At 64.1% G+C, this 22,184-nt stretch carries 21 protein-coding genes; 4 read left to right on the plus strand and 17 right to left on the minus strand.

Annotated elements, in window-relative coordinates:
- Positions 1-363: 363 nt before the first annotated feature.
- The 16 genes from Q7U29_RS25570 to Q7U29_RS25645 form a co-directional block, all read right to left on the minus strand.
- Positions 364-1,734 (minus strand): TIGR03808 family TAT-translocated repetitive protein, encoded by a 1,371-nt coding sequence (locus Q7U29_RS25570; protein ID WP_304746071.1) that lies wholly within the window; start codon positions 1,732-1,734, stop codon positions 364-366.
- A 105-nt stretch (positions 1,735-1,839) separates the two neighbouring features.
- The gene (locus tag Q7U29_RS25575; RefSeq protein ID WP_304746073.1) at positions 1,840-2,499 is read right to left on the minus strand and encodes a pyroglutamyl-peptidase I; all 660 of its coding nucleotides are present in this window, start codon (positions 2,497-2,499) and stop codon (positions 1,840-1,842) included.
- Position 2,500: 1 nt separating this feature from the next.
- The gene (gene meaB / locus Q7U29_RS25580; RefSeq protein ID WP_304746074.1) at positions 2,501-3,493 is read right to left on the minus strand and encodes a methylmalonyl Co-A mutase-associated GTPase MeaB; all 993 of its coding nucleotides are present in this window, start codon (positions 3,491-3,493) and stop codon (positions 2,501-2,503) included.
- 50 nt (positions 3,494-3,543) lie between these two features.
- Positions 3,544-5,055 (minus strand): tripartite tricarboxylate transporter permease, encoded by a 1,512-nt coding sequence (locus Q7U29_RS25585; protein ID WP_304746076.1) that lies wholly within the window; start codon positions 5,053-5,055, stop codon positions 3,544-3,546.
- A 3-nt stretch (positions 5,056-5,058) separates the two neighbouring features.
- The gene (locus Q7U29_RS25590; RefSeq protein ID WP_304746078.1) at positions 5,059-5,544 is read right to left on the minus strand and encodes a tripartite tricarboxylate transporter TctB family protein; all 486 of its coding nucleotides are present in this window, start codon (positions 5,542-5,544) and stop codon (positions 5,059-5,061) included.
- A 45-nt stretch (positions 5,545-5,589) separates the two neighbouring features.
- On the minus strand, positions 5,590-6,582 hold the full coding sequence (locus tag Q7U29_RS25595; protein WP_304746080.1) for a tripartite tricarboxylate transporter substrate binding protein: 993 nt from the start codon (positions 6,580-6,582) through the stop codon (positions 5,590-5,592).
- A gap of 109 nt (positions 6,583-6,691) precedes the next feature.
- Positions 6,692-7,033 (minus strand): DUF86 domain-containing protein, encoded by a 342-nt coding sequence (locus Q7U29_RS25600; RefSeq protein ID WP_304746081.1) that lies wholly within the window; start codon positions 7,031-7,033, stop codon positions 6,692-6,694.
- A complete protein-coding gene (locus Q7U29_RS25605) occupies positions 7,033-7,347 on the minus strand; it encodes a nucleotidyltransferase family protein (RefSeq protein WP_304746083.1) in 315 nt (104 codons plus the stop codon). Before Q7U29_RS25605 ends, Q7U29_RS25600 begins: the two co-directional genes overlap by 1 nt.
- A 35-nt stretch (positions 7,348-7,382) precedes the next feature.
- The gene (gene scpA / locus Q7U29_RS25610) at positions 7,383-9,539 is read right to left on the minus strand and encodes a methylmalonyl-CoA mutase (RefSeq protein WP_304746085.1); all 2,157 of its coding nucleotides are present in this window, start codon (positions 9,537-9,539) and stop codon (positions 7,383-7,385) included.
- A gap of 42 nt (positions 9,540-9,581) precedes the next feature.
- Positions 9,582-10,046, minus strand: a complete 465-nt coding sequence (locus Q7U29_RS25615) for a GFA family protein (protein WP_304746087.1) — start codon at positions 10,044-10,046, stop codon at positions 9,582-9,584.
- Positions 10,043-11,914, minus strand: coding sequence for a methylmalonyl-CoA mutase family protein (locus Q7U29_RS25620; protein WP_304746089.1), 1,872 nt, complete (start codon positions 11,912-11,914; stop codon positions 10,043-10,045). The genes Q7U29_RS25615 and Q7U29_RS25620 overlap by 4 nt, the downstream gene beginning before the upstream one ends.
- Before the next feature lie 92 nt (positions 11,915-12,006).
- Positions 12,007-12,498: a 2-amino-4-hydroxy-6-hydroxymethyldihydropteridine diphosphokinase gene (folK, locus tag Q7U29_RS25625; protein ID WP_304746091.1), complete on the minus strand. Its 492-nt coding sequence runs from the start codon at positions 12,496-12,498 to the stop codon at positions 12,007-12,009.
- Complete coding sequence (folB, locus tag Q7U29_RS25630) at positions 12,491-12,871, minus strand: dihydroneopterin aldolase (RefSeq protein ID WP_304746093.1); 381 nt, start codon at positions 12,869-12,871, stop codon at positions 12,491-12,493. Before folB ends, folK begins: the two co-directional genes overlap by 8 nt.
- Complete coding sequence (gene folP / locus Q7U29_RS25635; protein WP_304746095.1) at positions 12,868-13,725, minus strand: dihydropteroate synthase; 858 nt, start codon at positions 13,723-13,725, stop codon at positions 12,868-12,870. Before folP ends, folB begins: the two co-directional genes overlap by 4 nt.
- An 85-nt stretch (positions 13,726-13,810) precedes the next feature.
- A complete protein-coding gene (locus tag Q7U29_RS25640; protein WP_304746097.1) occupies positions 13,811-14,218 on the minus strand; it encodes a DUF4332 domain-containing protein in 408 nt (135 codons plus the stop codon).
- Positions 14,219-14,243: 25 nt separating this feature from the next.
- Complete coding sequence (locus Q7U29_RS25645; protein ID WP_304746099.1) at positions 14,244-14,609, minus strand: DUF2267 domain-containing protein; 366 nt, start codon at positions 14,607-14,609, stop codon at positions 14,244-14,246.
- Between the two features lie 388 nt (positions 14,610-14,997).
- Here Q7U29_RS25645 and Q7U29_RS25650 point away from each other — a divergent pair, with 388 nt between their 5' ends.
- The 4 genes from Q7U29_RS25650 (at position 14,998) to Q7U29_RS25665 (ending at position 20,840) form a co-directional block, all read left to right on the plus strand.
- Positions 14,998-16,626, plus strand: a complete 1,629-nt coding sequence (locus tag Q7U29_RS25650; protein ID WP_304746101.1) for a helicase HerA-like domain-containing protein — start codon at positions 14,998-15,000, stop codon at positions 16,624-16,626.
- 51 nt (positions 16,627-16,677) lie between these two features.
- Entirely contained in the window at positions 16,678-17,997 is a 1,320-nt protein-coding gene (locus tag Q7U29_RS25655) for a glycosyltransferase family 87 protein (RefSeq protein ID WP_304746103.1), read from the plus strand.
- 16 nt (positions 17,998-18,013) lie between these two features.
- Entirely contained in the window at positions 18,014-19,420 is a 1,407-nt protein-coding gene (locus Q7U29_RS25660) for a M20/M25/M40 family metallo-hydrolase (RefSeq protein WP_304746105.1), read from the plus strand.
- A gap of 889 nt (positions 19,421-20,309) precedes the next feature.
- A complete protein-coding gene (locus Q7U29_RS25665) occupies positions 20,310-20,840 on the plus strand; it encodes a hypothetical protein (RefSeq protein ID WP_304746107.1) in 531 nt (176 codons plus the stop codon).
- Between the two features lie 315 nt (positions 20,841-21,155).
- On the opposite strand, the gene Q7U29_RS25670 is transcribed toward Q7U29_RS25665, so the two are convergent.
- Complete coding sequence (locus Q7U29_RS25670; protein WP_304746109.1) at positions 21,156-21,935, minus strand: class II aldolase/adducin family protein; 780 nt, start codon at positions 21,933-21,935, stop codon at positions 21,156-21,158.
- Between the last annotated feature and the right edge of the window lie 249 nt (positions 21,936-22,184).

Raw genomic sequence — 22,184 nt, forward strand, 5'->3', positions numbered from 1 at the left:
ACGCCCTACAACCGGGCCATCGCCATGCCGGAGGTGACGGGAGCGTGGAACTTCGACACCGTCCCGGGCCTCGCCAGGGTGGCGTAGGAGATCATGCGGCAGTCGGTGATGATCGGCTATCTGAACGCGTTCTCGATGTACACGGTGGCCTCGGCGCTCGCGGTCGTGTTCGTCCTGATGGTTCGGCGGCGCCGCAGGGCAGTCGCGTCCTGACACAATTCCGTCGTCCCTGCGAACGCAGGGACCCATAATCTCGGTAGTCGAAATTGAAACCGGGTGCGCAAGTAAAGGCAGCTAGCACTGCCCCTCTCCTTTGACCGGCACGGCGTATGGGTCCCCGCGTTCGCGGGGACGACGAAAGTGCTATCGGCGCACCGCGTTGGTGCCCACGACAACTTGCGAAAAGCGCTGCGCGCCCTCGGCGGCCAGATCCGGCGTGATCGGCCGCGCGTGATCGAGCCCGACCACGGCGCCACGCGGCGTTTGCGAGATCATGTTGTCGTTGACCAGGGCTGTGCCCGCGCCTGATGTCACCGACACGCCGATTCCGACGAAGGCGTTGCGGATCACATTGCCCGAGATCACGACGTCGCGCAGGTATTTGCCCCAGCCGGCGATGATCCCGAACGACGGCGCATTCTCGATCACATTGCCGGTTATCGACGTATCGGCCTCGACATAGATGCCGATGCCGGCGTCGTCATCAGGCGCGGTGCCGATGGGGCGCTTCGGCAGCAGGTTGCGAATGATGTTGCCCTGCACGACCGCGATGCGTCCGCCCTCGTTGAAATTGCAGACCGAAACCCCCAGCGCCGCGCCGTCGACGGTGTTGTTGGCAATCACCGCGCCCTCGAACGCGAATTCGGAGTACAGCGCCACCTCGCGGACGCCGGAGACGCTGTTGCCGGTGATATGGATGTTGGAAGCCGAATTGCCGCGCACCGCGGAATAATCGCAGTTGCGGATACGGTTGCCGCGCACGATGACGTTGCCGGCGCGAAACGCGTTGATGGCGTTGCCATATTGGCCGGAGCCGCCGGGACCGGCCTTGATGTCCTCGATGCGGTTGTCGAGCACCAGGGTGCCGTCGTCGCCGATGGCGTGGCGCAGGATCTCGATGCCGTTGTCGTTGGTGTCTACGATGGTGTTGCGCGAGACCAGCAGGCCCTGCGCGTCGAATGAGGTGAACCCGGTCACGGCGATCTTCGAAATGATGTTGCCGCTGACGTCGCCGGAACAATTCTCGAACCAGATGCCGTTGCCGCCGCTGCGGGTGATTTCACAATCGGTGATGCGGATGTCGCGCCCGCCGAGGCAATGCACCAGGCCGCGTCGTGTCGGCAGCGGAATGCCGCCGCCGTCGAGCGTGATGTTGCTCAGGCCGATGCTGCCGGCGCCTTCGCCCTGCAGCATCGATGCGCCGCCGCTAAAGATCAACCTGGTGGCGCCGCGCACGCCGACCAGTTGCGTGCCGTTCTGCAGGCGCAGCATCCCGGTGCGATAGACCCCCGGCGGCAGCGCCAGCGGCGCCTGTGCTCGCGCGGCCTCGTCGATGGCGCGCTGTAGCGCCCGGGTCTGATCGTCGGGACTGCCGGGCCGCACACCATATTGGGTGGCGTCGCGGCCGAGCGCCGAGGTCGGCGGCGCCGCGCGCGCCGCATCCGGCGACATCGCCAGCGCCCCGGCAACGCCGGCGGCGGATACTCCCATGAGATGGCGGCGATTGACGTCCATGATCGCGTCTCCGGCGGACGCAGGTCCGCGAGCTCTGGAGTAACGCAAAAATGCGGCGCGGCATGGTGAAGGCGAAGGCGGAAGTAGACGATTTTGGGGGTAGGGTTAATCGTTAGCGAGCGCCGGCCGTCGCGCCAGCCGCACTATTTCGAGCAGCATCGCCTCGCCGGCGTCGACCAGTCCCTCCAGCGTGACGCGGTGCACAGCACCCTTGCGCTGCCGAGTCCCGTCGCGCGCCAGCGGCGGAACATGCACGAAGGCGGCGAGGCGGGGTCCGCTGTCGCCGCAGGTCGCCTCGATCGCGCGCCAGCTCAGGTAATTGCAGAGGTAGCTGCCGGCATCGCGCGAGGCGCGCGCATCGACGCCGGTGCCGACGGCGGCGCGCAGCAATTTCGCGGTGTGAGGCCCAAACGTCATGGCATCGGCGCCGCCTGATATCGATCCCTTGCGCACCCGTGTGTGATCGGCGTCGGGCCACAGCGTGGTGACGGCGTTGCGGGCGCGGGTTTCGATCCGGACGTAGGGCGTGCGCGAGGCGAGGCCGAACATCAGCAGCGCCTGTGGCCGGTGCTCAGCGAGCAACTCCGGCAATTCGCGATCGACCGCCTTGTAGGTTACGGGAAAGATATGGCCGGACAACGCGACATCGTCGAGCGCTGGACGGCGCAGCCGCAGCAGCCGCGCCACCAGCGGCTGGGTCGGATTGTACGGCGCGCCGGGGAACGGGCCGAAGCCGGTGATCAGGATACGGAGTTTGTCGCTCATGTCACTTCAGCATCTCCGCGATCTGCTCCGCTGCAACGGCCGGCGCGATGCGGCCGTCGGCCACTTCGGCCTCGATCTTTTTCACCTTGCCGCGGATCGCCGGGTCGGCGCGCAGCCGCGCCATCGTCCGCTGCTCCAGCATCGACCACATCCATTTCACCTGCTGCTGCCGCCGCCGCTCGGCAAATTCCCCTGACGCTTTCATCGCGGTGCGGTGATCGAGAATCTTCTGCCACAGCACGTCGATGCCGGTTCCCGTCAGTGCCGAATAGGTCTCGACCGGCGGCTGCCAGTGTGCCGAGCGCGGGGTGAGAATATGCAGCGCGCCGCGGTATTCGGCCGCCGCCAGGTTGGCGCGCTTGATGTTGTCGCCGTCGGCCTTGTTGACCGCGATCATGTCGGCCAGCTCGACCAGGCCCTTCTTGATGCCCTGCAGCTCGTCGCCGGCGCCCGGCAGCATCAGCGCCAGGAAGAAATCCGTCATGTCGCACACCGCGGTCTCGGACTGGCCGATGCCGACGGTCTCCACCAGCACGACGTCGAAGCCCGCGGCCTCGCACAGCAGCATCGCCTCGCGGGTTTTCGCCGCGACGCCGCCCAGCGTGCCGGCGGCCGGCGAGGGCCGGATAAAGCCATGGTCGGAGGCGGACAGCAGCGCCATCCGGGTCTTGTCGCCGAGGATCGAGCCGCCGGTGCGCGCCGAGGAGGGGTCGACCGCGAGCACCGCGACCTTGTGGCCGCGTTCGATCAGGAACATGCCGAGCACGTCGATGGTGGTGGATTTGCCGACCCCGGGCGAGCCGGTGATACCGACCCGGATCGCCTTGCCGGTATCCGGCAGGAGCGCCTGCACCAGGTCGCGCGCCATGGCCTGGTGATCGCCGCGCCGGCTTTCGATCAGCGTGATCGCGCGCGCCAGCGCCGCGCGGTTGCCGGCGCGGAGGTCCTTGGCCAATGTTTTGAGGTCGACGGAGGCAATTTTCGGCAGGGTCATGCCTTGGTTTACAACGGCCGGACGCGACAGGCGAGGGGGCTTGGCGCCCCTCAACCGGCCGGCGTGGCAGCTGGCGATTTGCGCTTCAACCGCTGCCACAGCCAGAGCACCACCGGCCAGATCACCGCGCCGATCGCAAGGGCTGCGAGGATCGCCGAGATCGGGCGCTCGAAGAACGGCAGGATGCTGCCGTCGGATTTGATCAGCGAGGTGACGAAGGCCTGCTCCACCATGGTGCCCATCACGACGCCGAGCACCATGGCGGCGACCGGGTAGCCGTTGGCCTCCATGACGTAGCCGATGATCCCGAAGGTCGCGACCGTCACGACGCCGAACATGTTGTTGCCGATCGCGAACGATCCGACTGCGCAGCACAGCATGATGACCGGCATGATCGAGGAACGCGGCGCCCGCAGTACATGGCTGGCGAGGCGAATCATCACGATGCCGAGCGGAATCATCAAGAGGTTGGCGATGATGAACATCAGGTAGATCGCGTACATGCTCGACGCTTTCTCGGTGAACAGCGTCGGGCCGGGATTGAGCCCCTTCATGTAGAGCACGCCGATCGCGATCGCAGCGATGGTGTCGCCGGGAATGCCGAACAGCAGCGACGGCACCCAGCCCGAGGCGATGCTGGCATTGTTGCTGGCGCCGGCTTCGACCAGGCCTTCGACATGGCCGGTGCCGAATTTTTCCGGCTCCTTCGAAAAACGCTTGGACATCGCGTAGCTGACCCAGGCCGCCATGTCGGCGCCGGCGCCCGGCAGCACCCCGATGATGATCCCGATGATGTTGCCGCGGGTCATTTGCACATTGTATTTCCTGGTGAGCTTCCACTGGCCCGCCATGATGCTTCCGAACTTGCGCTTCGGGATGGGCGGCGGTTCCGGCGTCAGCATCGCGCGCATCACCTGCGCCACAGCAAAGACGCCGACCAGCGCCGGGATCGGCTCGATGCCGCCGAACAGGTCGGTGAAGCCAAAGGTGAAGCGCGGCACGCCGCCCGGGTTTTCGATGCCGACGCATGCCACCAGGAGGCCGATGAACATGGCGGCGATCGCCTTCACCGGCGAGGAGCGCGCCACCAGCGTGGCGCACATCAGGCCGAGGAAGGCGAGCCAGAAATATTCGAAAGTCGAGAACGACAGCGCGACTTCGGCCAGCGGCGGCGCCAGGATCATCAGCGAGAGCGTGCCGGCGATGCCGCCGACGGCGGAGAACCAGACGCCGGCGCCGAGCGCCAGTTCGGCCTCGCCCTTGCGGGTCATGGCATAGGCTTCGTCCGCATAGGCGGCCGAGGCGGGCGTTCCCGGGATGCGCAGCAGCGCGCCGGGGATGTCGCCGGAGAAGATCGCCATCGTGGACGCCGCCACGATGGTGGCGATCGCGGCGATCGGCGAGAGATAGAAGGTGACCGGGACCAGCAGGGCGGTGGCCATGGTGGCGGACAGTCCGGGCAGCGATCCGATCACCAGGCCGTAGACCGATGCCGCCAGCAGGGCGATGATGACTTCCCACGTGGAAATCAGGGCAAACGCTTCCATCAGGGTGTTAAGCATGGATCACCACGGCATCGGCAGCAGCCCGATCGGGAGCGGCACGCGCAAGAGCTTGCTGAAAATCAGATGGATGCCGATCGGCGCCAGCACGGCGAGCGGCAGCGCCAGCTTCCACCGCGCGCCGAGCGCGGTGGCCGTGGCGTACACGATCAGCGCGGCCGTGATGATGAAGCCGAGGCGGTCTGCCACCGCCACGTAGAACAGCAGCAGCGCCGGCGGCAGCAGGGCGCGCAGGCCATAGAGCTTGCCGGGCGGCGGCCTGACCGCGCCGCCCTCGATCGGAATGATCTCTTCTTCCTCTTCGAAGGTGCTGCCGATGCCGAAGGTGATCGCGAGCCCGCAAAGCGCCAGGCCAGACCCGATCACCAGCGGGAATACGTTGGGACCGACCGGCTGGCCGGGCACCGGCGGCAACAGCCAGCCGCCATAGGCGGCGGCTGCGCCGAGAACAACGAGAAACGATCCCGTGACGCGATCGGGAAGACGCATGAACCGGGCCCCACGGTATCAGAGGAAGTGAGCAAGCGGGACGGATCAGGCCTTGGAGAGACCGGCTGCCTTCATCGCCACGCCCATCGCGGCGTCGCCCTTGTCCATGAATGCAGCGAATTGGGCCCCATCACCCCACACCACGCCGAAGCCGCGATTGCTCATGAATTCCTTGTACTCCTTGGATTCGTAGACTTTCTTGAGCGACGCCGTGAGCTTGGCCGCGACGTCGGCGGGCAGGCCCTTCGGCCCCGCGATGCCACGCCACGCGCCGGTAGAATAGTCGATCGCCATCGCTTCCTTCAGCGTCGGCACGTTGGGGAATACCGGGTTGCGGGCCGGCGCCATGATGGCAAGGCTGCGCGCCTTGCCGGCTTCGATGATCGCACGCGCTTCCGGCACCGAGCAGGTGGTCAAATCGAGACCGCCCGCAGCGAGATCCTGCATCGCCGGTGCGGCGCCGTTCGACGGCACCCAGGCCACCTGATTGGCGGGAAGTCCCATCGCCTGCATCCAGCCGACCAAAGCGAGATGCCAGATGCCGCCCTGGCCGGTGCCCGAGGCTTTGAACTTGCCGACAGGGGCTGCCTTGATGGCGTCGGCGAGCTCCTTGACGGTCTTGTACGGCGAGGTCGAGCTGACCTGGATGCCGGGCGGGTCTTCGTTCATCAAGGCGAGCGGCGTGTAGCTCTTGGGCGCCAGTTCCGTGAGCCCCTGCCAGTGCATCATCGAGATTTCCACGGTCAGCATGCCGATGGTGTAGCCGTCGGGCGGTGCCGAGGCGATCGCGGTATGGCCGACCACGCCGGAGCCGCCGGTGCGATTGACCACGTTGAACGGCTGGCCGAGGTCCTTTTCCAGCAGCGCTGCGACGATGCGCGCGGTCGCGTCGGTGCCACCGCCGGCGCCCCACGGCACGATTACCGTCACCGGGCGCGCCGGATAGGCCTGCGCCAGAGCCGGTCTGAAACCGAACGCGGCTACGGCCGCGACAGCGGCGGACGAAGCCGCGAAAGCGCGGCGGGTGATCCTGGACATGCGTTCCTCCCCGTGGCGCCGGTGAAATCAGGCGCTCTTATGATGGGGAGTATTATGCACCTTCACTGGGTCGTCGCAAGCCGGGCTGGCGGCGATTGATGTCGGGAAATTATCTCGGCGACTGAATGCGGCGTTCGACAAACGCCTTCAGCGGGGGCAGGTGAAGCTGGACGATGTCCCAGACAATTTCGACATCGATCGCATGATAGCCATGACGCAGCTGATTGCCGAAGTCGGTCATTCTCTGCCACGCGATATCCGGCGCGTCTCGTTTGACATCGTCGGTAACTCTGCGCGCCGCCTCGCAGATTATTTCGAGGTAACGTTCGGTGGCCATCCGACGCATCTTGTCATCAGTAAACAGATCAATGTTGCAGCCTGCAAGCATCGCTTGAATTTCGGCAATGGCCTCCAGAATGTCGCGCAGCCGATCCTCAACGGTTGGCGGCATCAAATCACCTCGGTTAGGTCGTCGGCGATCCGCTCGGCGAAGCGCGGCTTCAGCTCGCTGCGCATGGAGACCTGGGTCGGTATACCGGTCGCGTCTTCGCAGATCGCGACGACGCCGGTCAGATTTTTCCATCCAAAAGTGGCGTCCGGCCTGACGTCGATCAGGACGTCGAGGTCGCTGTCGGGGCGTGCATCGCCACGCGCCCGCGATCCGAATATGGCGAGCTTGTTGACGCCTTCTGCCCGTATGGCAGGCGCGACCTGGCGAATCCTGGCGATAATCTCTTCCAGCGTGATGTCAGCAACAGCGTTCATGGTGTGACATTAGCCCATTCTTGACGGTCGAGCAGCTACTCCGCCGCCTCGCTGTGCCCCAATCTCGCATTGAGCTTGTGGATCAGTTCCTCAGCTGCGTCGGCAATGACGGTGCCCGGCGGAAAGATCGCCTCGGCGCCGGCCTTGTACAGCGCGTCGTAATCCTGCGGCGGCACCACGCCGCCGATGATGATCATGATGTCGTCGCGGCCCTGCTTCTTCAGCGCGGCCTTCAGTTCCGGCACCGCGGTAAGGTGCGCGGCGGCCAGCGACGACAGCCCCAGAATATGCACATCGTTCTCGACCGCCTGCCGCGCCGCCTCTTCAGCCGTGGCGAACAGCGGCCCGATATCGACGTCGAAGCCGACATCCGCAAATGCTGACGCGATCACCTTCTGGCCGCGGTCGTGGCCGTCCTGGCCGATTTTTGCCACCAGAATGCGCGGCCGGCGACCCTCGGCATCTTCGAAGGCGTCGATCAGCGCCTGCACTTTTTCGACCCGGTTGGACATGGTGGACGCCTCCCGCTTGTAGACGCCGGTGATGGATTTGATTTCGGCGCGGTGCCGCCCGAACACCTTTTCCATCGCATCGGAAATTTCGCCGACGGTGGCTTTTGCCCGCGCGGCGTCGATGGCCAGCGCCAGGAGATTGCCGTTGCCTTCGCCGGCGCTGCGGGTCAGCGCCGCCAGCGCCGCGTCGACGTCCTTCTGGCTGCGTTCGGATCGCAACCGCGACAGCTTGTCGATCTGCAGCCGCCGCACGGTGGAGTTTTCCACCTTCAGCACGTCGATCGGCGCTTCGTTGGACGGTTTGAACTTGTTGACGCCGATCACGGCCTGCCGGCCGGCGTCGATCCGTGCCTGGGTCTTGGCGGAGGCTTCCTCGATCCGCAACTTGGGAACGCCGGCTTCGATCGCCTTGGCCATGCCGCCGAGTTCTTCCACTTCCCTAATGTGACCCCAGGCTTTCGCGGCGAGATCGCGCGTCAGGCGCTCCACATAATAGGAGCCGCCCCAGGGATCGATGATGCGGTTGGTGCCGCTTTCCTGTTGCAGGAACAATTGCGTGTTGCGGGCGATGCGTGCGGAAAAATCGGTCGGCAGCGCCAGCGCCTCGTCGAGCGCATTGGTGTGCAGCGACTGGGTGTGGCCTTGCGTGGCCGCCATCGCCTCGATGGTGGTGCGCATCACGTTGTTGTAGACGTCCTGCGCGGTCAGCGACCAGCCCGAGGTCTGGCAATGCGTACGCAGCGACAGCGAGCGCGGGTCTTTCGGATTGAACTGCGTCAACAGCTTGGCCCACAGCAGCCGCGCCGCGCGCATTTTTGCGACTTCCATGAAGAAGTTCATGCCGATGGCCCAGAAGAACGACAGCCTCGGTGCAAAACGGTCGACGTCGAGCCCGGCGGCGAGGCCGGCGCGGAGATATTCGACGCCGTCGGCCAGCGTGTAGGCGAGTTCGAGATCCTGCGTCGCGCCGGCTTCCTGCATGTGATAGCCGGAAATCGAGATCGAATTGTATTTCGGCATCTTCTGCGAGGTGTATGAGAAGATATCCGAGATGATCCGCATCGAGGGTGCCGGCGGATAGATGTAGGTATTGCGCACCATGAACTCTTTCAGAATGTCGTTCTGAATGGTGCCCGAGAGTTTCTCCGGCGGCACGCCCTGTTCCTCGGCCGCCGCCACGAACAGTGCGAGAATCGGCAGCACCGCGCCGTTCATGGTCATCGACACGCTCATCTGGTCGAGCGGAATCCCCGAGAACAACGTGCGCATGTCGTAGATCGAATCGATCGCCACGCCGGCCATGCCGACGTCGCCCGATACGCGCGGGTGATCGGAATCGTAGCCGCGGTGGGTGGCCAGATCGAACGCGACCGAGAGGCCCTTTTGCCCGGCGGCGAGGTTGCGCCGGTAAAACGCATTGGAATCTTCCGCCGTGGAGAAGCCGGCATATTGCCTGACGGTCCAGGGCTGGTTGACGTACATCGTGGGGTAGGGGCCGCGCAGATACGGCGCGATGCCGGGGAAGGTATCGAGGAAATCGATTCCTTCGAGGTCGGCTTCGGTGTAGCCCGGCTTGACCAGGATACCCTCGGGCGTCAGCCACGGCTCGGCGCTGCCGGCGTGTTGGGCGCGGGCGGTGTTTTCAAACGCGATATTCGCAAAGTTCGGTATGCGGCTCATGGGCTTCTTCTATAGCACGTGCGACCTCGGAGGTCGCCACTGTCAATCATGGTCCGGATGCTGGTGGCTGACGATGCTGTTGAGCTTCTCCGGCCCGTAATTCTGCAGCGTGGTCTGGCTCGGCAGGTTGGCTACTCCCACCACCCAGCCGAGCCGGGATTCGGTTCCATACTGGCGTGTCGGCACCAGCCGGTCGGGGCGGTCGAAGGCGCCGGTCATGATCTCGATCCGGGGACCGTCGATAAGACGGTAACTCAGCGGCGTGCCGCAATCCCGGCAGAAATCGCGTTCGGCGATCGACGAAGAGCGGAATGTGGCCGGCTTGCCCTTGGTCCAGGCAAAATCGGCGTGTTCGATATCGGCGAATGACGCGAATGGCGCGCCGGACGCCTTCTGGCACATCCGGCAATGGCAGATGCTGATCTTGGCGGGCGGCGCCGACAGCGCAAAGCGCACCGCGCCGCATTGGCAGCCGCCGGTCAGAACGGGTTTTGCGGCCGAATTCATGTTTGCTCCATTCGCTGCCAGGCGTCCCGCAGGGTAGCGAGCGCGTCGCCGCCGGCAAAGACAAAGTCGCCGACTCCGGCGTCACGAAGGGCGGCTTCCTGATCGCCGGGTCGTCCTGCGAGATAGATATGTCTTGCCCCGGCGTCTTGAAGAGCTTTCGCGGCGGCTGTCGCCTTGATGGCATAGACCTTGTCGGACGAGCACAGGCAGGCCAGATCAGCGCCGGATGCCTTGAACGCCTTGGCCAGCGCAGCCGGATCGCTAAATCCTTCGGTATCGACCGCCTCGATCCCGCCGGTTTCGAAGAAGCTCTTGGCGAAGGTCGCGCGCGCAGTGAAGTCGGCGGGGGTGCCGAGATTGGCGAGGAAAATTTTGGGCCGCGCGCCGGATTTCTTCAGGACCTGATCCGAGCGGTCGCGCAGGCGTTCGAAGAGGGCGGCCAGCCGCATTGGCGGCAGCGGGTCGAACTTTATCTTCGCTTCGCCATACGGCGCCAGCACAATTGGTTTGGCCTCCAGCACCGCGACCTGTGCTTCATGCAGGTTCGGAAATTCGGTGGCACCGGTCAGCACCTCCTTGCGCCTGGCGATATTGGCTTCGCGCACTTTTCGCGTCGCCGCGACCTTGCGCTGGATCAGGCTTTGCTCGAGCGACGCGAACGCGCCGCCGGCCTTCTCGATCTCCTGGAACAGCGACCATGCCGCTTCGCAGAGCTGTTGCGTCAGGGTTTCGATGCCGCCGGAACCGGCCGCGGGATCGGACACCTTGGCGAGGTTGGATTCCTCCAGCAGCACCAGTTGGGTGTTGCGCGCGGCGCGCCGCGCGAACGCATCCGGCAAGCCCAGTGCCAGCGTATGCGGCAGCACGTTGATGCTGTCGGCGCCGCCGAGGCCGGCGGAAAATGTCGCCATCGTCGCGCGCAACATGTTCACATACGCGTCGCGCTGGGTCAGCATCCGCCATGCGGTGTCGGCGGCGATGAACAGCGGTTTTGGCGCAAGGCCGCTGGCCTGTTCGACCCGCGCCCACAACAGCCGCAGCGTGCGGAATTTCGCCATGGTGAGGAACTGATCGGCGTCGGCGGCAAGCCGCGCATAGATCATGCCTTGCGCGTCTTCCAGCGCAATGCCGGCGCTCTCGATCGCGCGCAAATAGGCGACGCCGGTTGCCAGCACGAAGGCCAGCTCCTGCACTTCCGATCCGCCGGCATCGTGGATCACCCGCCCGTCGGCCGCCGCGAACGGCCCCTTGAAGCCCATGGCAGCGAGGCCTTTGATCGCACCGGAGATCGCAGGCACGATCTCGGGCCATGAATAGGGACTGGATCCCCACACCGCGCCGGCGCCAAGCGGATCGATACCGAAGCGGATATGGCAGGCGGCGGGATCGAGGCCCCTGCGCTTGACATATTCCGCGATGTGGATCGCCGCCATCCGCGACTGCGGACCGATCTGAAGCTCGATCCCGATCCCGGCATCGATGAAGACGCCGTCCAGAACCTTCTCGATCGCTTCCGCCGATGGATCGAGCCCGTAACCATGGGCGCCGTTGGCGCCCGCGAACACCAGGGTCAGTCCGTTGGCGCCGTTTTCGAGGTCGTGCAGCGCCTGCGAATTGGCTACGGCGGCGTCCGGATGATCGATCCGCTGCATGATCTGCCAAGGTGCTGCCGCGGGCCTGCCTGCGAGCGGCGCGGCATTGCGCGCCCTCTGATAGATCGGGTCGATCTTCAGGCCATCATAGGTCTTGCCGACCAGCTTCTCGAACGGCGCGCCCTTCAGCACGCCATCGACCAGCTTGCGCCAGTCGTCATAGGTCGCCGGCGCGAAATCCGCTGCCAGCCGCAGGTCGTCGGTTACAGATGTCATTTACGCAGATCGCTCCCGGGCGCCGTTATTTGTTGGCCGGAAATTGCCACGTGGCGGCCGCCAAGCCAAACGGTTGTTTTTGGTCTCTTTCGTCAGTTTAGGTCGGGCAGCCGCTCGATTCCAGCGCTGGATAGCTCCGCCAGCGCCGCGGCAACGCGGCGTCCCGCAATGACACGATCGGGGACGATCTCCGCCAGCGGCACCAGGACAAAAGCCCGTTCGAACCACCGCGGGTGTGGCAGTGTCAGTTCCGGCTTCTGGACACTGACGTCGTCATAGGCGATCAAATCGAGGTCGAGGGTCCGCGGACCCCAGCGCGTTTCCTTTGGCCGATCGCGGCCGAACTTGTGTTCGATCTTGTGCAGCGTGAACAATAGCGCATGGGGATCCAGGCTGGTCTCGATCTCGATGCAGGCATTGATGAAGCGCGCCTGCTGCTCGTCGCCCCAGGGCGGGGTGGCGTAATCGGACGAGCGCGCCAGCAACGCCGCCTGGGTCATACCGCAGATATTGGCGATCGCCTTCCGGAATGTCGCGCGGACGTCGCCGACATTGCCGCCGAGTGCGATCAGGACGTCAGCCATGCGCGGTCGCTTGCCGGGTGCGGGTCAGGATCACGCCGACATCCTCGAAAATCGCGGCGATCGGGGCATGCGGCTTGTGAACGGTGACCTTGATGGCGCTGACGCGGGGAAACGCCGCCAGAACGGCTTCGGCGACGGCGCCGGCCGCGCGCTCCAGCAGCTTGTAATTGGCATTCTTGAAGGCTGCGGTCGCGGTCGCCACCACGTTGGAGTAGGACACGGTATCGGCCAGGCGATCGGTGCGCGAGGATTCCGAGAGATCGATCGACAGCTCGAGATCGATGACGAAACGCTGCCCGACCTCGGTCTCATGCTCCATCACGCCATGGCGGGCGTGGATAACGACGCCGGTGATGAAGATCGTATCCGTCATCGTCTGTCCTCGATTGCCGCGGTCACCCGCAGCGCCTGAACGGTTTCCGCCACATCATGGGTCCGGATGATCCGGGCGCCGCCCCTGGCCGCAATCAGGTGCGCCGCGATCGAGCCGCCCAGTCGCTGCTGCGGCTCCGAAGGGCTGACCGAACCGATAAAGCGCTTGCGCGAGGCGCCGACCAGCAGCGGCAGGCCGAAGGCACCGAGTTCGTCGAGGCGGGCCAGCGCCGTCATGCTCTGCTCCGGGGTCTTGCCAAAGCCGATGCCGGGGTCGAGCACGATGTTTTCACGTGAAATGCCGGCCTTGTCGGCGATCTCGAGCGAGCGCGCGAAGAAAGCCGCCATATCCTTCATGATGTCGATGTCGGCCTCGACGCGATCCCGGTTGTGCATGACGATGACGGGCGAATGCCGCGCCGCCACGAGCTTCGCCATGTCGGGATCGCGCTGCAGGCCCCAGATGTCGTTGGCGATGGATGCCCCGGCATCGAGCGCCCAGGCCACCACGGCCGATTTCATGCTGTCGATGGAGACGGGAACACCGAGCGACACCACGTCGGCCAGCACCGGCCGCAGGCGCTGCAGTTCTTCGTCCGCGGTGACGGGTTGCGCGCCGTAGGGCCGGGTGGATTCCGCGCCGATGTCGATGATGTCGGCGCCCTCGGTGATCAGGCGGCGGGCCTGCGCCAGCGCGCTCTGCGGCGCGATGAACTGCCCGCCGTCGGAGAAGGAGTCCGGCGTGATGTTCAGGACGCCCATCACGGCAGGACAGGGCCGCGACAGCAGCGCCCGCAGCACCTGACGATCTGCCGGGGTGGCGGAAGGGGCGGGTCTGGACGTGGTCGCGATCATGCGGTCGCTTTGCGCGGTCCGTGCATGGGAGTCAAGACGCCGCAGGAGCTGCCGGAGGCCGTCCAAAGCGGTCGATAAGCGACCTTCAGTAAGTGATTTTGGGCTGAAGCTTGCGGGCCTGCGCGATCAGCTGTTCGACCGACTTTTCCGAAGGCAGGATACGGACGAGTTTGCGCTTGGTATTCACGTCTCTCATGTTCTGTGCCAGCCGCGCCGGGTTGCGCAGGGCGAGCTCACGAACCGTGGTGACGCCGGCGGCGCGCACCAGGCCGACCTTTGCCCTGCCCATGCCGGGGATCCGCATGTAGTCGGAAACATTGGCCCATTCGAGCAATTGCTGCTCGCTGATGCCGGTCTTGTCCGCGAGCGCCTTGCGCCCCTTGACCGTGCGGGCGGCTTCAAGCAGCCCGGCGGTGGTGCGTATGCCAAGCGATTTGAGTTTCGAAGCGGCGAACGCTGGCAGGCCGTCAATCTCGGAGATGGGATATGTCATGGTACTCGATATCAAAAAAGGTGCTTCAAGCGAACTGACTGAGGCCCGGTGTCCCTGCGATGATCTCGCCCATTTGATCCGCTCCGATTTTGTCGCGTCCAAATCGGAAAAGTTCACGTGCGATGTTCTGAATTTGCCCCATACCCAAACCAAGTCCCATCAACTTGGTTCCCAGCGCCATCAGGCCACCGCCCATCAACCTCGCAAGACCGCCGCTGTTGCTCGAAGCCGCGATAGCGGCTTCCGCGCCGGGAATCTGGTCAATCAATGCCTGGACCTTGTCGGAAGGACCCTCGTTGCGGAGGAAGCCCAGGATGATGCCGATGGTTTTTTCAGCCACAGCTTCATCGATGCCGGCCTTTACAGCCAGCTGCCCAATCAGTTCGTCCATATTGCCCCGTCCTCGGCCCGTTACTTGCCGGGTCCTTGCTTGTGAATTTATCTTGATCTTCCGCGTAACGAATTACAAGCGATCCCCGCATGCGAAAGCTATTTTCATCCGAGATCGCGTCGTCAGTGTTGCAGCATTGCAAGAGTGATCGTGGAATCTACGGAGATTTGTCGCCGGTCCAGCAGCTTCACTACAACTTTCGTCCACCGATTGAACGACACCGGTCGATCTCATCGCGATGAACCGGGGCCTTCCAATCCGCTTCCGATCCCCAGGGAGGAGGGCGTTGAACGGTTTCAATCGGCCTGCAAGATGCAGTATGATAGTGGCGTCTGGCGACTGAAACCCTTGACCGAAGCCTTGGGTGGGCGCGCGAAGAGGCGATGCAATGGCTACGTCCGAAACCAAGATGGCCGATACCGGCGACAGGATTTTCATCGGCAAGAGCGAGCAGCCGGCGTGGCTGACGCTCGGGCTAGCCAACCGCCACGGTCTCGTCACCGGCGCTACCGGAACGGGCAAGACCGTCTCGCTGCAGGTGATGGCTGAGGGATTTGCGCGCGCGGGCGTTCCGGTGTTCGCGGCCGACATCAAGGGCGACCTCTCTGGCATCGCCGAAGTCGGTGAGCCCAAGGACTTTATCCTGAAGCGGGCCACTGAAATGGGCCTTGCGTTCCAGCCCGACCAGTTTTCGACGGTGTTTTGGGACGTGTTCGGCGAGCAGGGCCATCCGGTGCGCGCCACGGTCACCGAAATGGGGCCGTTGCTGCTGTCGCGGATGCTCGACCTCAATGACGTGCAGGAAGGTGTCCTGAACGTCGCTTTCCGCGTTGCGGACGAGAACGGGCTGACGCTGATTGACCTGAAGGATCTCCGCTCGCTGCTCGATGCGATCGTTCCCGCCGGCAAGAAGGCCGCGGACGCCGACGAGGATGCGCTGGCGCCGATCCGCAAGGCGGCGCAGGCCTTCGGCAACGTCACCAGGGCCACGGTCGGAACCATCCAGCGCCAGCTTCTGGTGCTGGAGAACCAGGGCGCGAGCCAGTTCTTCGGCGAGCCGGCGCTGATTCTGAAAGATTTCATGAAGACCGACGGCGACGGCCGCGGCATGGTCAATATTCTGGTCGCCGACAAGCTGATGGAGAGCCCGCGTCTCTATTCGACCTTCCTGCTGTGGATGCTCTCGGAACTGTTCGAGGAACTGCCGGAAGTAGGCGACCTGCCGAAGCCGAAACTGGTGTTCTTCTTCGACGAGGCGCATCTGCTGTTCACCGATGCGCCGAAGGCGCTGCTGGACAAGATCGAGCAGGTGGTGCGCCTGATCCGTTCCAAGGGCGTCGGGGTCTATTTCGTCACCCAGAATCCGATCGATGTGCCTGACAAGGTGCTGGCCCAGTTGGGCAACCGAGTGCAGCACGCGTTGCGCGCCTTCACCCCGCGCGACCAGAAGGCGGTCGCCGCGGCCGCGCAGACCTTCCGGCCCAATCCGAAGCTCGACACCGCCAAGGTCATTACGGAACTCGGCAAGGGCGAGGCCCTGGTGTCGTTCCTGGAAGGCAACGGCACGCCGGCGATGGTCGAGCGCGTCATGATCCGGCCGCCGACGGGGCGGATGGGGCCGATCACGCCGGAGGAGCGCAAGGCGATCATGGGCAAGAGCCCGGTGAAGGGCAAATACGACACCACGATCGATGCCCATTCCGCCTATGAGATGTTGCAGAAGCGCGTCGCCGACACCGCCGCGCCGGCGTCTGCGGACGCTCCGGCCGGCGGCGGGGGAGGCGGCGGAATTCTCGCGCAGATCGGCGCGATCGTCGGGACGATCTTCGGCACGGGCGTCAAGCGGGGAAGACTGTCGACCGGCCAGGTCGTCGCGCGCAGCGTGGCGCGCACGGTCACCAACCAGGTGGCGGGCAGCGTCGCGTCCAGTGTCGGCAAGTCCCTTGGCGGCGCGATGGGCAGTTCGGTCGGCCGCGCGCTGGTGCGTGGCGCGCTGGGCGGACTGTTGCGACGATAGGATTCGTGGCCACGACGTGATCTGCCTCCGATTTTCCGGGAAAGCTTCAGTGTGCTGAGATATCCGTCGTTGCGAGCGCCGCTCGATATTCTGTTTCTGGTCTGCTGCATCGCGCTGACGGCTGACGTGCTGGTTCCGGAAATCTGGGGCAACGGCAAGACCAAGGACTACCCGCTGTGGTTCTGGGCCGGGCAGCAGGTGCTGGCGGGCAAGGATCTCTATCCCAGCAATCCCAACGGCTATTTCGATTTCATCTATCCGCCGCTGTCGGCGGTGCTGCTGGCAATCCCCAGCTATTTCGGCAAGATACCACTCTATATATGCCTGTCGCTCTTCAACGCGGTGGCGTGGTGGATGACGGCGCAATTCTCGCACGCGATGGCGGGCTCCGGCCGGACGCCCGGCCCCTGGCTGTTCGCGCTGCCGGGCTTCGTCACCATCACCTTCGTGTTCGACATGTTCGATCTCGGCCAGCCGAACCTGGTTCTGCTGGCCCTGATGCTGTTCGGATTCTGGCTGATGCAGCATGGCCGGCCATGGATGGGGGGCAGCATGTTTGCGCTCGCCACCGCCATCAAGGTTTTCCCGGTAGCGGTGTTTCCCTATCTGGTCTGGCGCAGGCAATGGGCGGCTGTGGCAAGCATGGTGGTGTTCCTCGGCGTGTTCCTGTTCGTGCTGCCGGCACCGTTTCGCGGCGCCCAGCACAACGTCGCGGAGTTGAAGACGTGGTACCAGGGCATGGTGGGGTCTAGCTCGGAGAAGGGGTTTGGCCAGCGCGACGAGCAGAACTGGTCCTGGGTCAATCAATCCATTATCGCGATGACGCATCGGCTGACGCGGCCGATCAACTACAACCAGGACGATCCGACGAAGCCGCCGCGCACGATGAATCTGGTCGATCTCGATTTCAAGACCGCCAACTGGATCGTGCTGGCGATATCGTTCCTGATCGGTGCCGGATTTCTCGCGGTGATGCCTTCGCGCGAACGGATGACGCCGCGCTCGAACGCCGAGGAACTCGGCATCCTGTTCTGCCTCATGACGGTGGCCTCGCCGCTGGCCCGACAATATTATTTCATGTGGCTTTTCTTTCCGGCCACGGTCCTGATCCATCGCGCGGCCTATGACCCTCGCCCGGCGGTCCGGGCCGGCACGTGGGCCGCGCTGGCGGTTGCGGGCGCCCTGATGTGCCTGTCGTTCCCGGTGTTTCCGAACGATCTCCAGGCCTGGGGGAACAATCTCGCTTCCGCCGCCGTGATCGCGGGCGGGCTGGTCTGGCATATCCTGCATCCGCCGCCGGATGCCAAGGGCGGTGTCTTGTCTCCAGTGGCCGGCGAGCTACAACCCATCATCCAACAGCAACCCCGCTAATCCAGGGAAGATCGCAATGTCCAACGCGGCGCAACTTCAACCGGTTCTCGATCGCATCGATGCGGATTTCGACAACAGCCTGGAGCGGCTGTTTGCGCTGCTGCGGATCAAGTCGATCTCGGCCGATCCCGCCTTTGCCGGCGATTGCAAGGCCGCGGCCGACCATCTCGCCGCCGACATCGCGACGCTCGGTTTTGCCACCGAGGTCAGGCCGACCGCCGGTCATCCCGGCATCGTTGCCAAACTGAACGGATCCGGCGACGGGCGGCCGCATGTGCTGTTCTACGGTCATTACGACGTGCAGCCGGTCGACCCGCTCAATCTCTGGCACCGTCCGCCGTTCGAGCCTGTGGTCACCGATCATGCCGACGGGCGGAAGATCATCGTCGCGCGCGGCGCCGAGGACGACAAGGGTCAGCTGATGACCTTCGTCGAAGCCTGCCGCGCCTGGAAATCGGTGACGGGTTCGCTGCCGGTCGATGTCACCATTGTCATCGAGGGCGAGGAAGAGATCGGGTCGAAGAATTTCGTGCCGTTTCTCGAGGCGAACAAGAACGACCTTGCGGCCGACTTCGCCCTGGTCTGCGACACCAGCATGTGGGATCCGAACACGCCGGCGATCACCACCTCGTTGCGCGGACTTGTCTACGAGGAAGTCTGGATCAAGGCCGCCAACCGCGACCTGCATTCCGGCATCTTCGGCGGCGGCGCGCAAAACCCGATCCGGGTGTTGACGCGCATTCTCGGCGGCCTGTTCGACGATGACGGCCGCATCATGATCCCCGGCTTCTATGACGGGGTGAAGGATCTGCCGCCCGACGTCCTCGCCCAGTGGTCGAAGCTCGATCTGACGCCGGAATCCTTTCTCAAGCCGATCGGACTTTCCATTCCGGCCGGCGAGAAAGGCCGCCTGCTGATCGAGCAGATCTCCTCGCGGCCAACCTGTGACGTCAATGGCATCATCGGCGGCTATACCGGGGAGGGCTCCAAGACGGTGATCCCGGCGCATGCCTCCGCCAAGGTCTCGTTCCGGCTGGTGGAGGGGCAGCAACCCGACAAGATCCGAAAGGCGTTTCGCGATTACGTCAGGGCGCGGCTGCCCGGCGATTGCACCGCCGAGTTCGGCGATCATTCCAGCGCGCCGGCGATCGCGCTCGACTGGAACATGAAGCCGCTCGCCGCCGCCAGGCGCGCGCTGACCGAGGAGTGGGGCAAGGAAACCGTGCTGATGGGTTCCGGCGCCTCGATCCCGATCGTCGCCGATTTCAAGCGCACGCTCGGCCTCGACACCGTGCTGGTGGGCTTTGGGCTCGACGACGACAACATCCATTCGCCGAACGAGAAGTACGACCTCCAGAGCTTTCACAAGGGCATCCGCTCGTGGGCACGCATTCTCGGCGCGTTCGCGGAGACGCCGAAGTAGAGCAGGGTGATAGGGGGTTAGCGAAGCGTAACCCCGTCTGTGCGCGGCGTCGCAATGACCTCTCCGCGTCGTCCCTGCGAACGCAGGGACCCATAGCCACCGGCTTGAGTTTGGCGAAGAGTGCGTCATCCATCTCGTTTCAACGAGAGCGCAACGCTGTATGGGTCCCTGCGTTCGCAGGGACGACGTAGGTGCGGGTTTCGGATTCAATTATCAAACAGCGAGGGCATAAGCATCTGCATTCTCGCGGCGCGATGCGCCCGAGCTTTGCGTCGATTGCCGCCCTCTTGAAGGAAGAGGGCGCAGGGAAAGCCGGATGCACGCTGCACCCGCGGTCTCGTGTGCAAAAAAAGTGGTAGAAAACGCACACGAGCATACAGGTCCAGCGGAAACATCCGACTTTCCCTGCGCGGCAGTTTACGGCTTATACATGCTCTCCTCGGTGAGCCCTGCGCTCTTGCCACCGTCATCCGCAGCACCTTGAGCTGCGAACTTGACACCAGCCTTTGGGGTGTCGGAACCACACGATTTCGCCGTCCACTTCAAGCGCCCTGGTCAGGGGCGCCATTCGCGTCCACCGCATCCCCGTCCCGCATCGGTGACCTTGCAATGCCCCTCTGAGTGGGACGAGATGGCAAGTATATAGCCTGACTTTTAATTCTGTAAAACAGAAATATTTTTGCGCGAGGGGCTTGACATAAATTCCGATAAACCGAAGTGATTTGCCCGTCGGGTTAATTTGTCGCAGGCGACGGGTCGCGGGATGTCACATGCGCGCGAGTTGAAGCGAGGTCGTCGGGCGGACTGAAGCTGAGGACGTAATTCTCCTTTCTCACCGGCCGGATGACGGGCTACGCTATGCCAATCGCCCACGCGTTCTGAGGCTGATATGAAGTACGGCTCGGTCGAGTACCAATACGCATTGCCCATCGCTCGGGGATTAGTAGAGAACGCCGCGTTCAGATGCTGGGTGTTGTCGAAGTCGAGGTTTGCGAAAGTCTCGGACGCCGATCTTCTTCACAAAGAAATGCGGTCCCACCGACGAAACCCAACAGCCGAGTGGTGGCGGTTCTACTTTACGGAGGGGTGCCGTTGTCTCGGATGCAGTGGGAAGGAGACGGACATCTTTGCGGTATTTGAGGACGCCACCGGCTTCAGGTTCGCCATGCACTTTGAGCTAAAGCAACCAAAGGACAAGTTCAAAGCCGATGGTGTCCAAGCTCGCGGGTATCCGTTGCGGGCAAAGTGTTGGACAGGCAAGCCCCCACCGAAAGTGCTGCCGCATCAGGACGCTTCGACAGGAATCTTCTTCAGCGAGACAAGGAGGACAGAGTACGCGCAGCATCTCGACCATTTCGAAACAAAGGTCACATTCGAGGACATCGAACGAGAGTTTCCGCTGGTGGCCGCGTGGCGTTAAGCAATCCGGTTTTCCTCGTCGTTTCACAAAAGCTGGATCGCTTCGCTACGTTCGCAATGACGGCTGTGCGTCGCGCCACGTTAAAGTCTCTGGCCCCGGATACGGTGCAGCGCGCCGCGTAGCGGCGTGATAAACCGCTGAGCCGTGGCCCATAACCAGCGTCTCTTGGGTCCCGGCTCTGCGGAGCAGCGTGAAGAACGCTGCACCGCGTCCGGGACACGACCCCAAAACAAAAACGCCGCCCGGAATTGGGCGGCGTCTGGATTCGTAGTGCAGAGGTTGTTGACGGCTACCCTACACGAAACGCCAAACTTTTCAATCCTTGTAGCCGGGGTCGAGCCGGTCGACTTTCCGAAGCAGCGCTGGCCACACCAGCATGGTCGAGCGCAGTTCGATCCGGTCGGGGTCGGTGAACAGCGCGGCGTTCTTGTCGACCACGGCCTGTTCGACCGGATAGGCTGTCGGACCCAGCATGCGGGTGCGCACCTGCATGGTGCAGGCCCGCTCCAGATGGAACATGCGCTCGAAGGCGGAGGCGACCGAGCGGCCGACCGTCAGCGTGCCGTGATTGCGCAACAGCATGTGGTTCCTGGTGCCGAGATCCCTTTGCAGGCGCGGGCGCTCGTCATGGTCGAGCGCGATGCCTTCATAGTCGTGATAGGCGAGGTCGTGGGTCACGAGCTGCGCGGTCTGGTTCATCGGCAGCAGGCCTTCCATCGAGCTCGCCACCGCGGTGCCGTCGGGCGTATGCAGGTGAAGCACGCAGCCGGCATCCTCGCGCACTTCGTGGATCGCCGAATGGATGGTGAAGCCCGCCGGGTTGATGCTGTAGGGGCTCTTGGAGAGCTGATTGCCGTCGAGGTCGACCTTCACCAGGCTGGAAGCGGTGATCTCGTCGAACATCAACCCGTAGGGATTGATCAGGAAGTGATGCTCCGGCCCCGGCACGCGGGCGGAGATATGGGTGTCGACCAGATCGTCCCAGCCATAATGCGCGATCAGGCGATAGCAGGCGGCGAGGTTGACCCGCTGGCCCCATTCCGCCTCCGTCATGTCGGACGGCACTTCCTTCAGGCGAGCTTCCGCTGGGGACATGACCGGTTTCTCCCAAAATGATCTGAATGGCTTATTTCGGCGCAAGGCTAGTCCCGCGCGTGTTTCGCAGCAAGGCGCGGGGGCAGAGTGGCAGTATGAATTCGAGCTGCAAACTCAAGCCCCATCTTGAGAGGCGGGTCCCTTGCCGCACCCAAAGACCTCATCCTGAAGGAGCCCGGCGAGCGTAGCGAAGACGGGCGTCTCGAAGGATGGCAGCAGGCCATGTGCCAGATGGTTCGAGACGCGCGC

Origin of the sequence: Bradyrhizobium sp., from assembly GCF_030654605.1 — a bacterium.
Classification (GTDB): Bacteria; Pseudomonadota; Alphaproteobacteria; order Rhizobiales; family Xanthobacteraceae; genus Bradyrhizobium.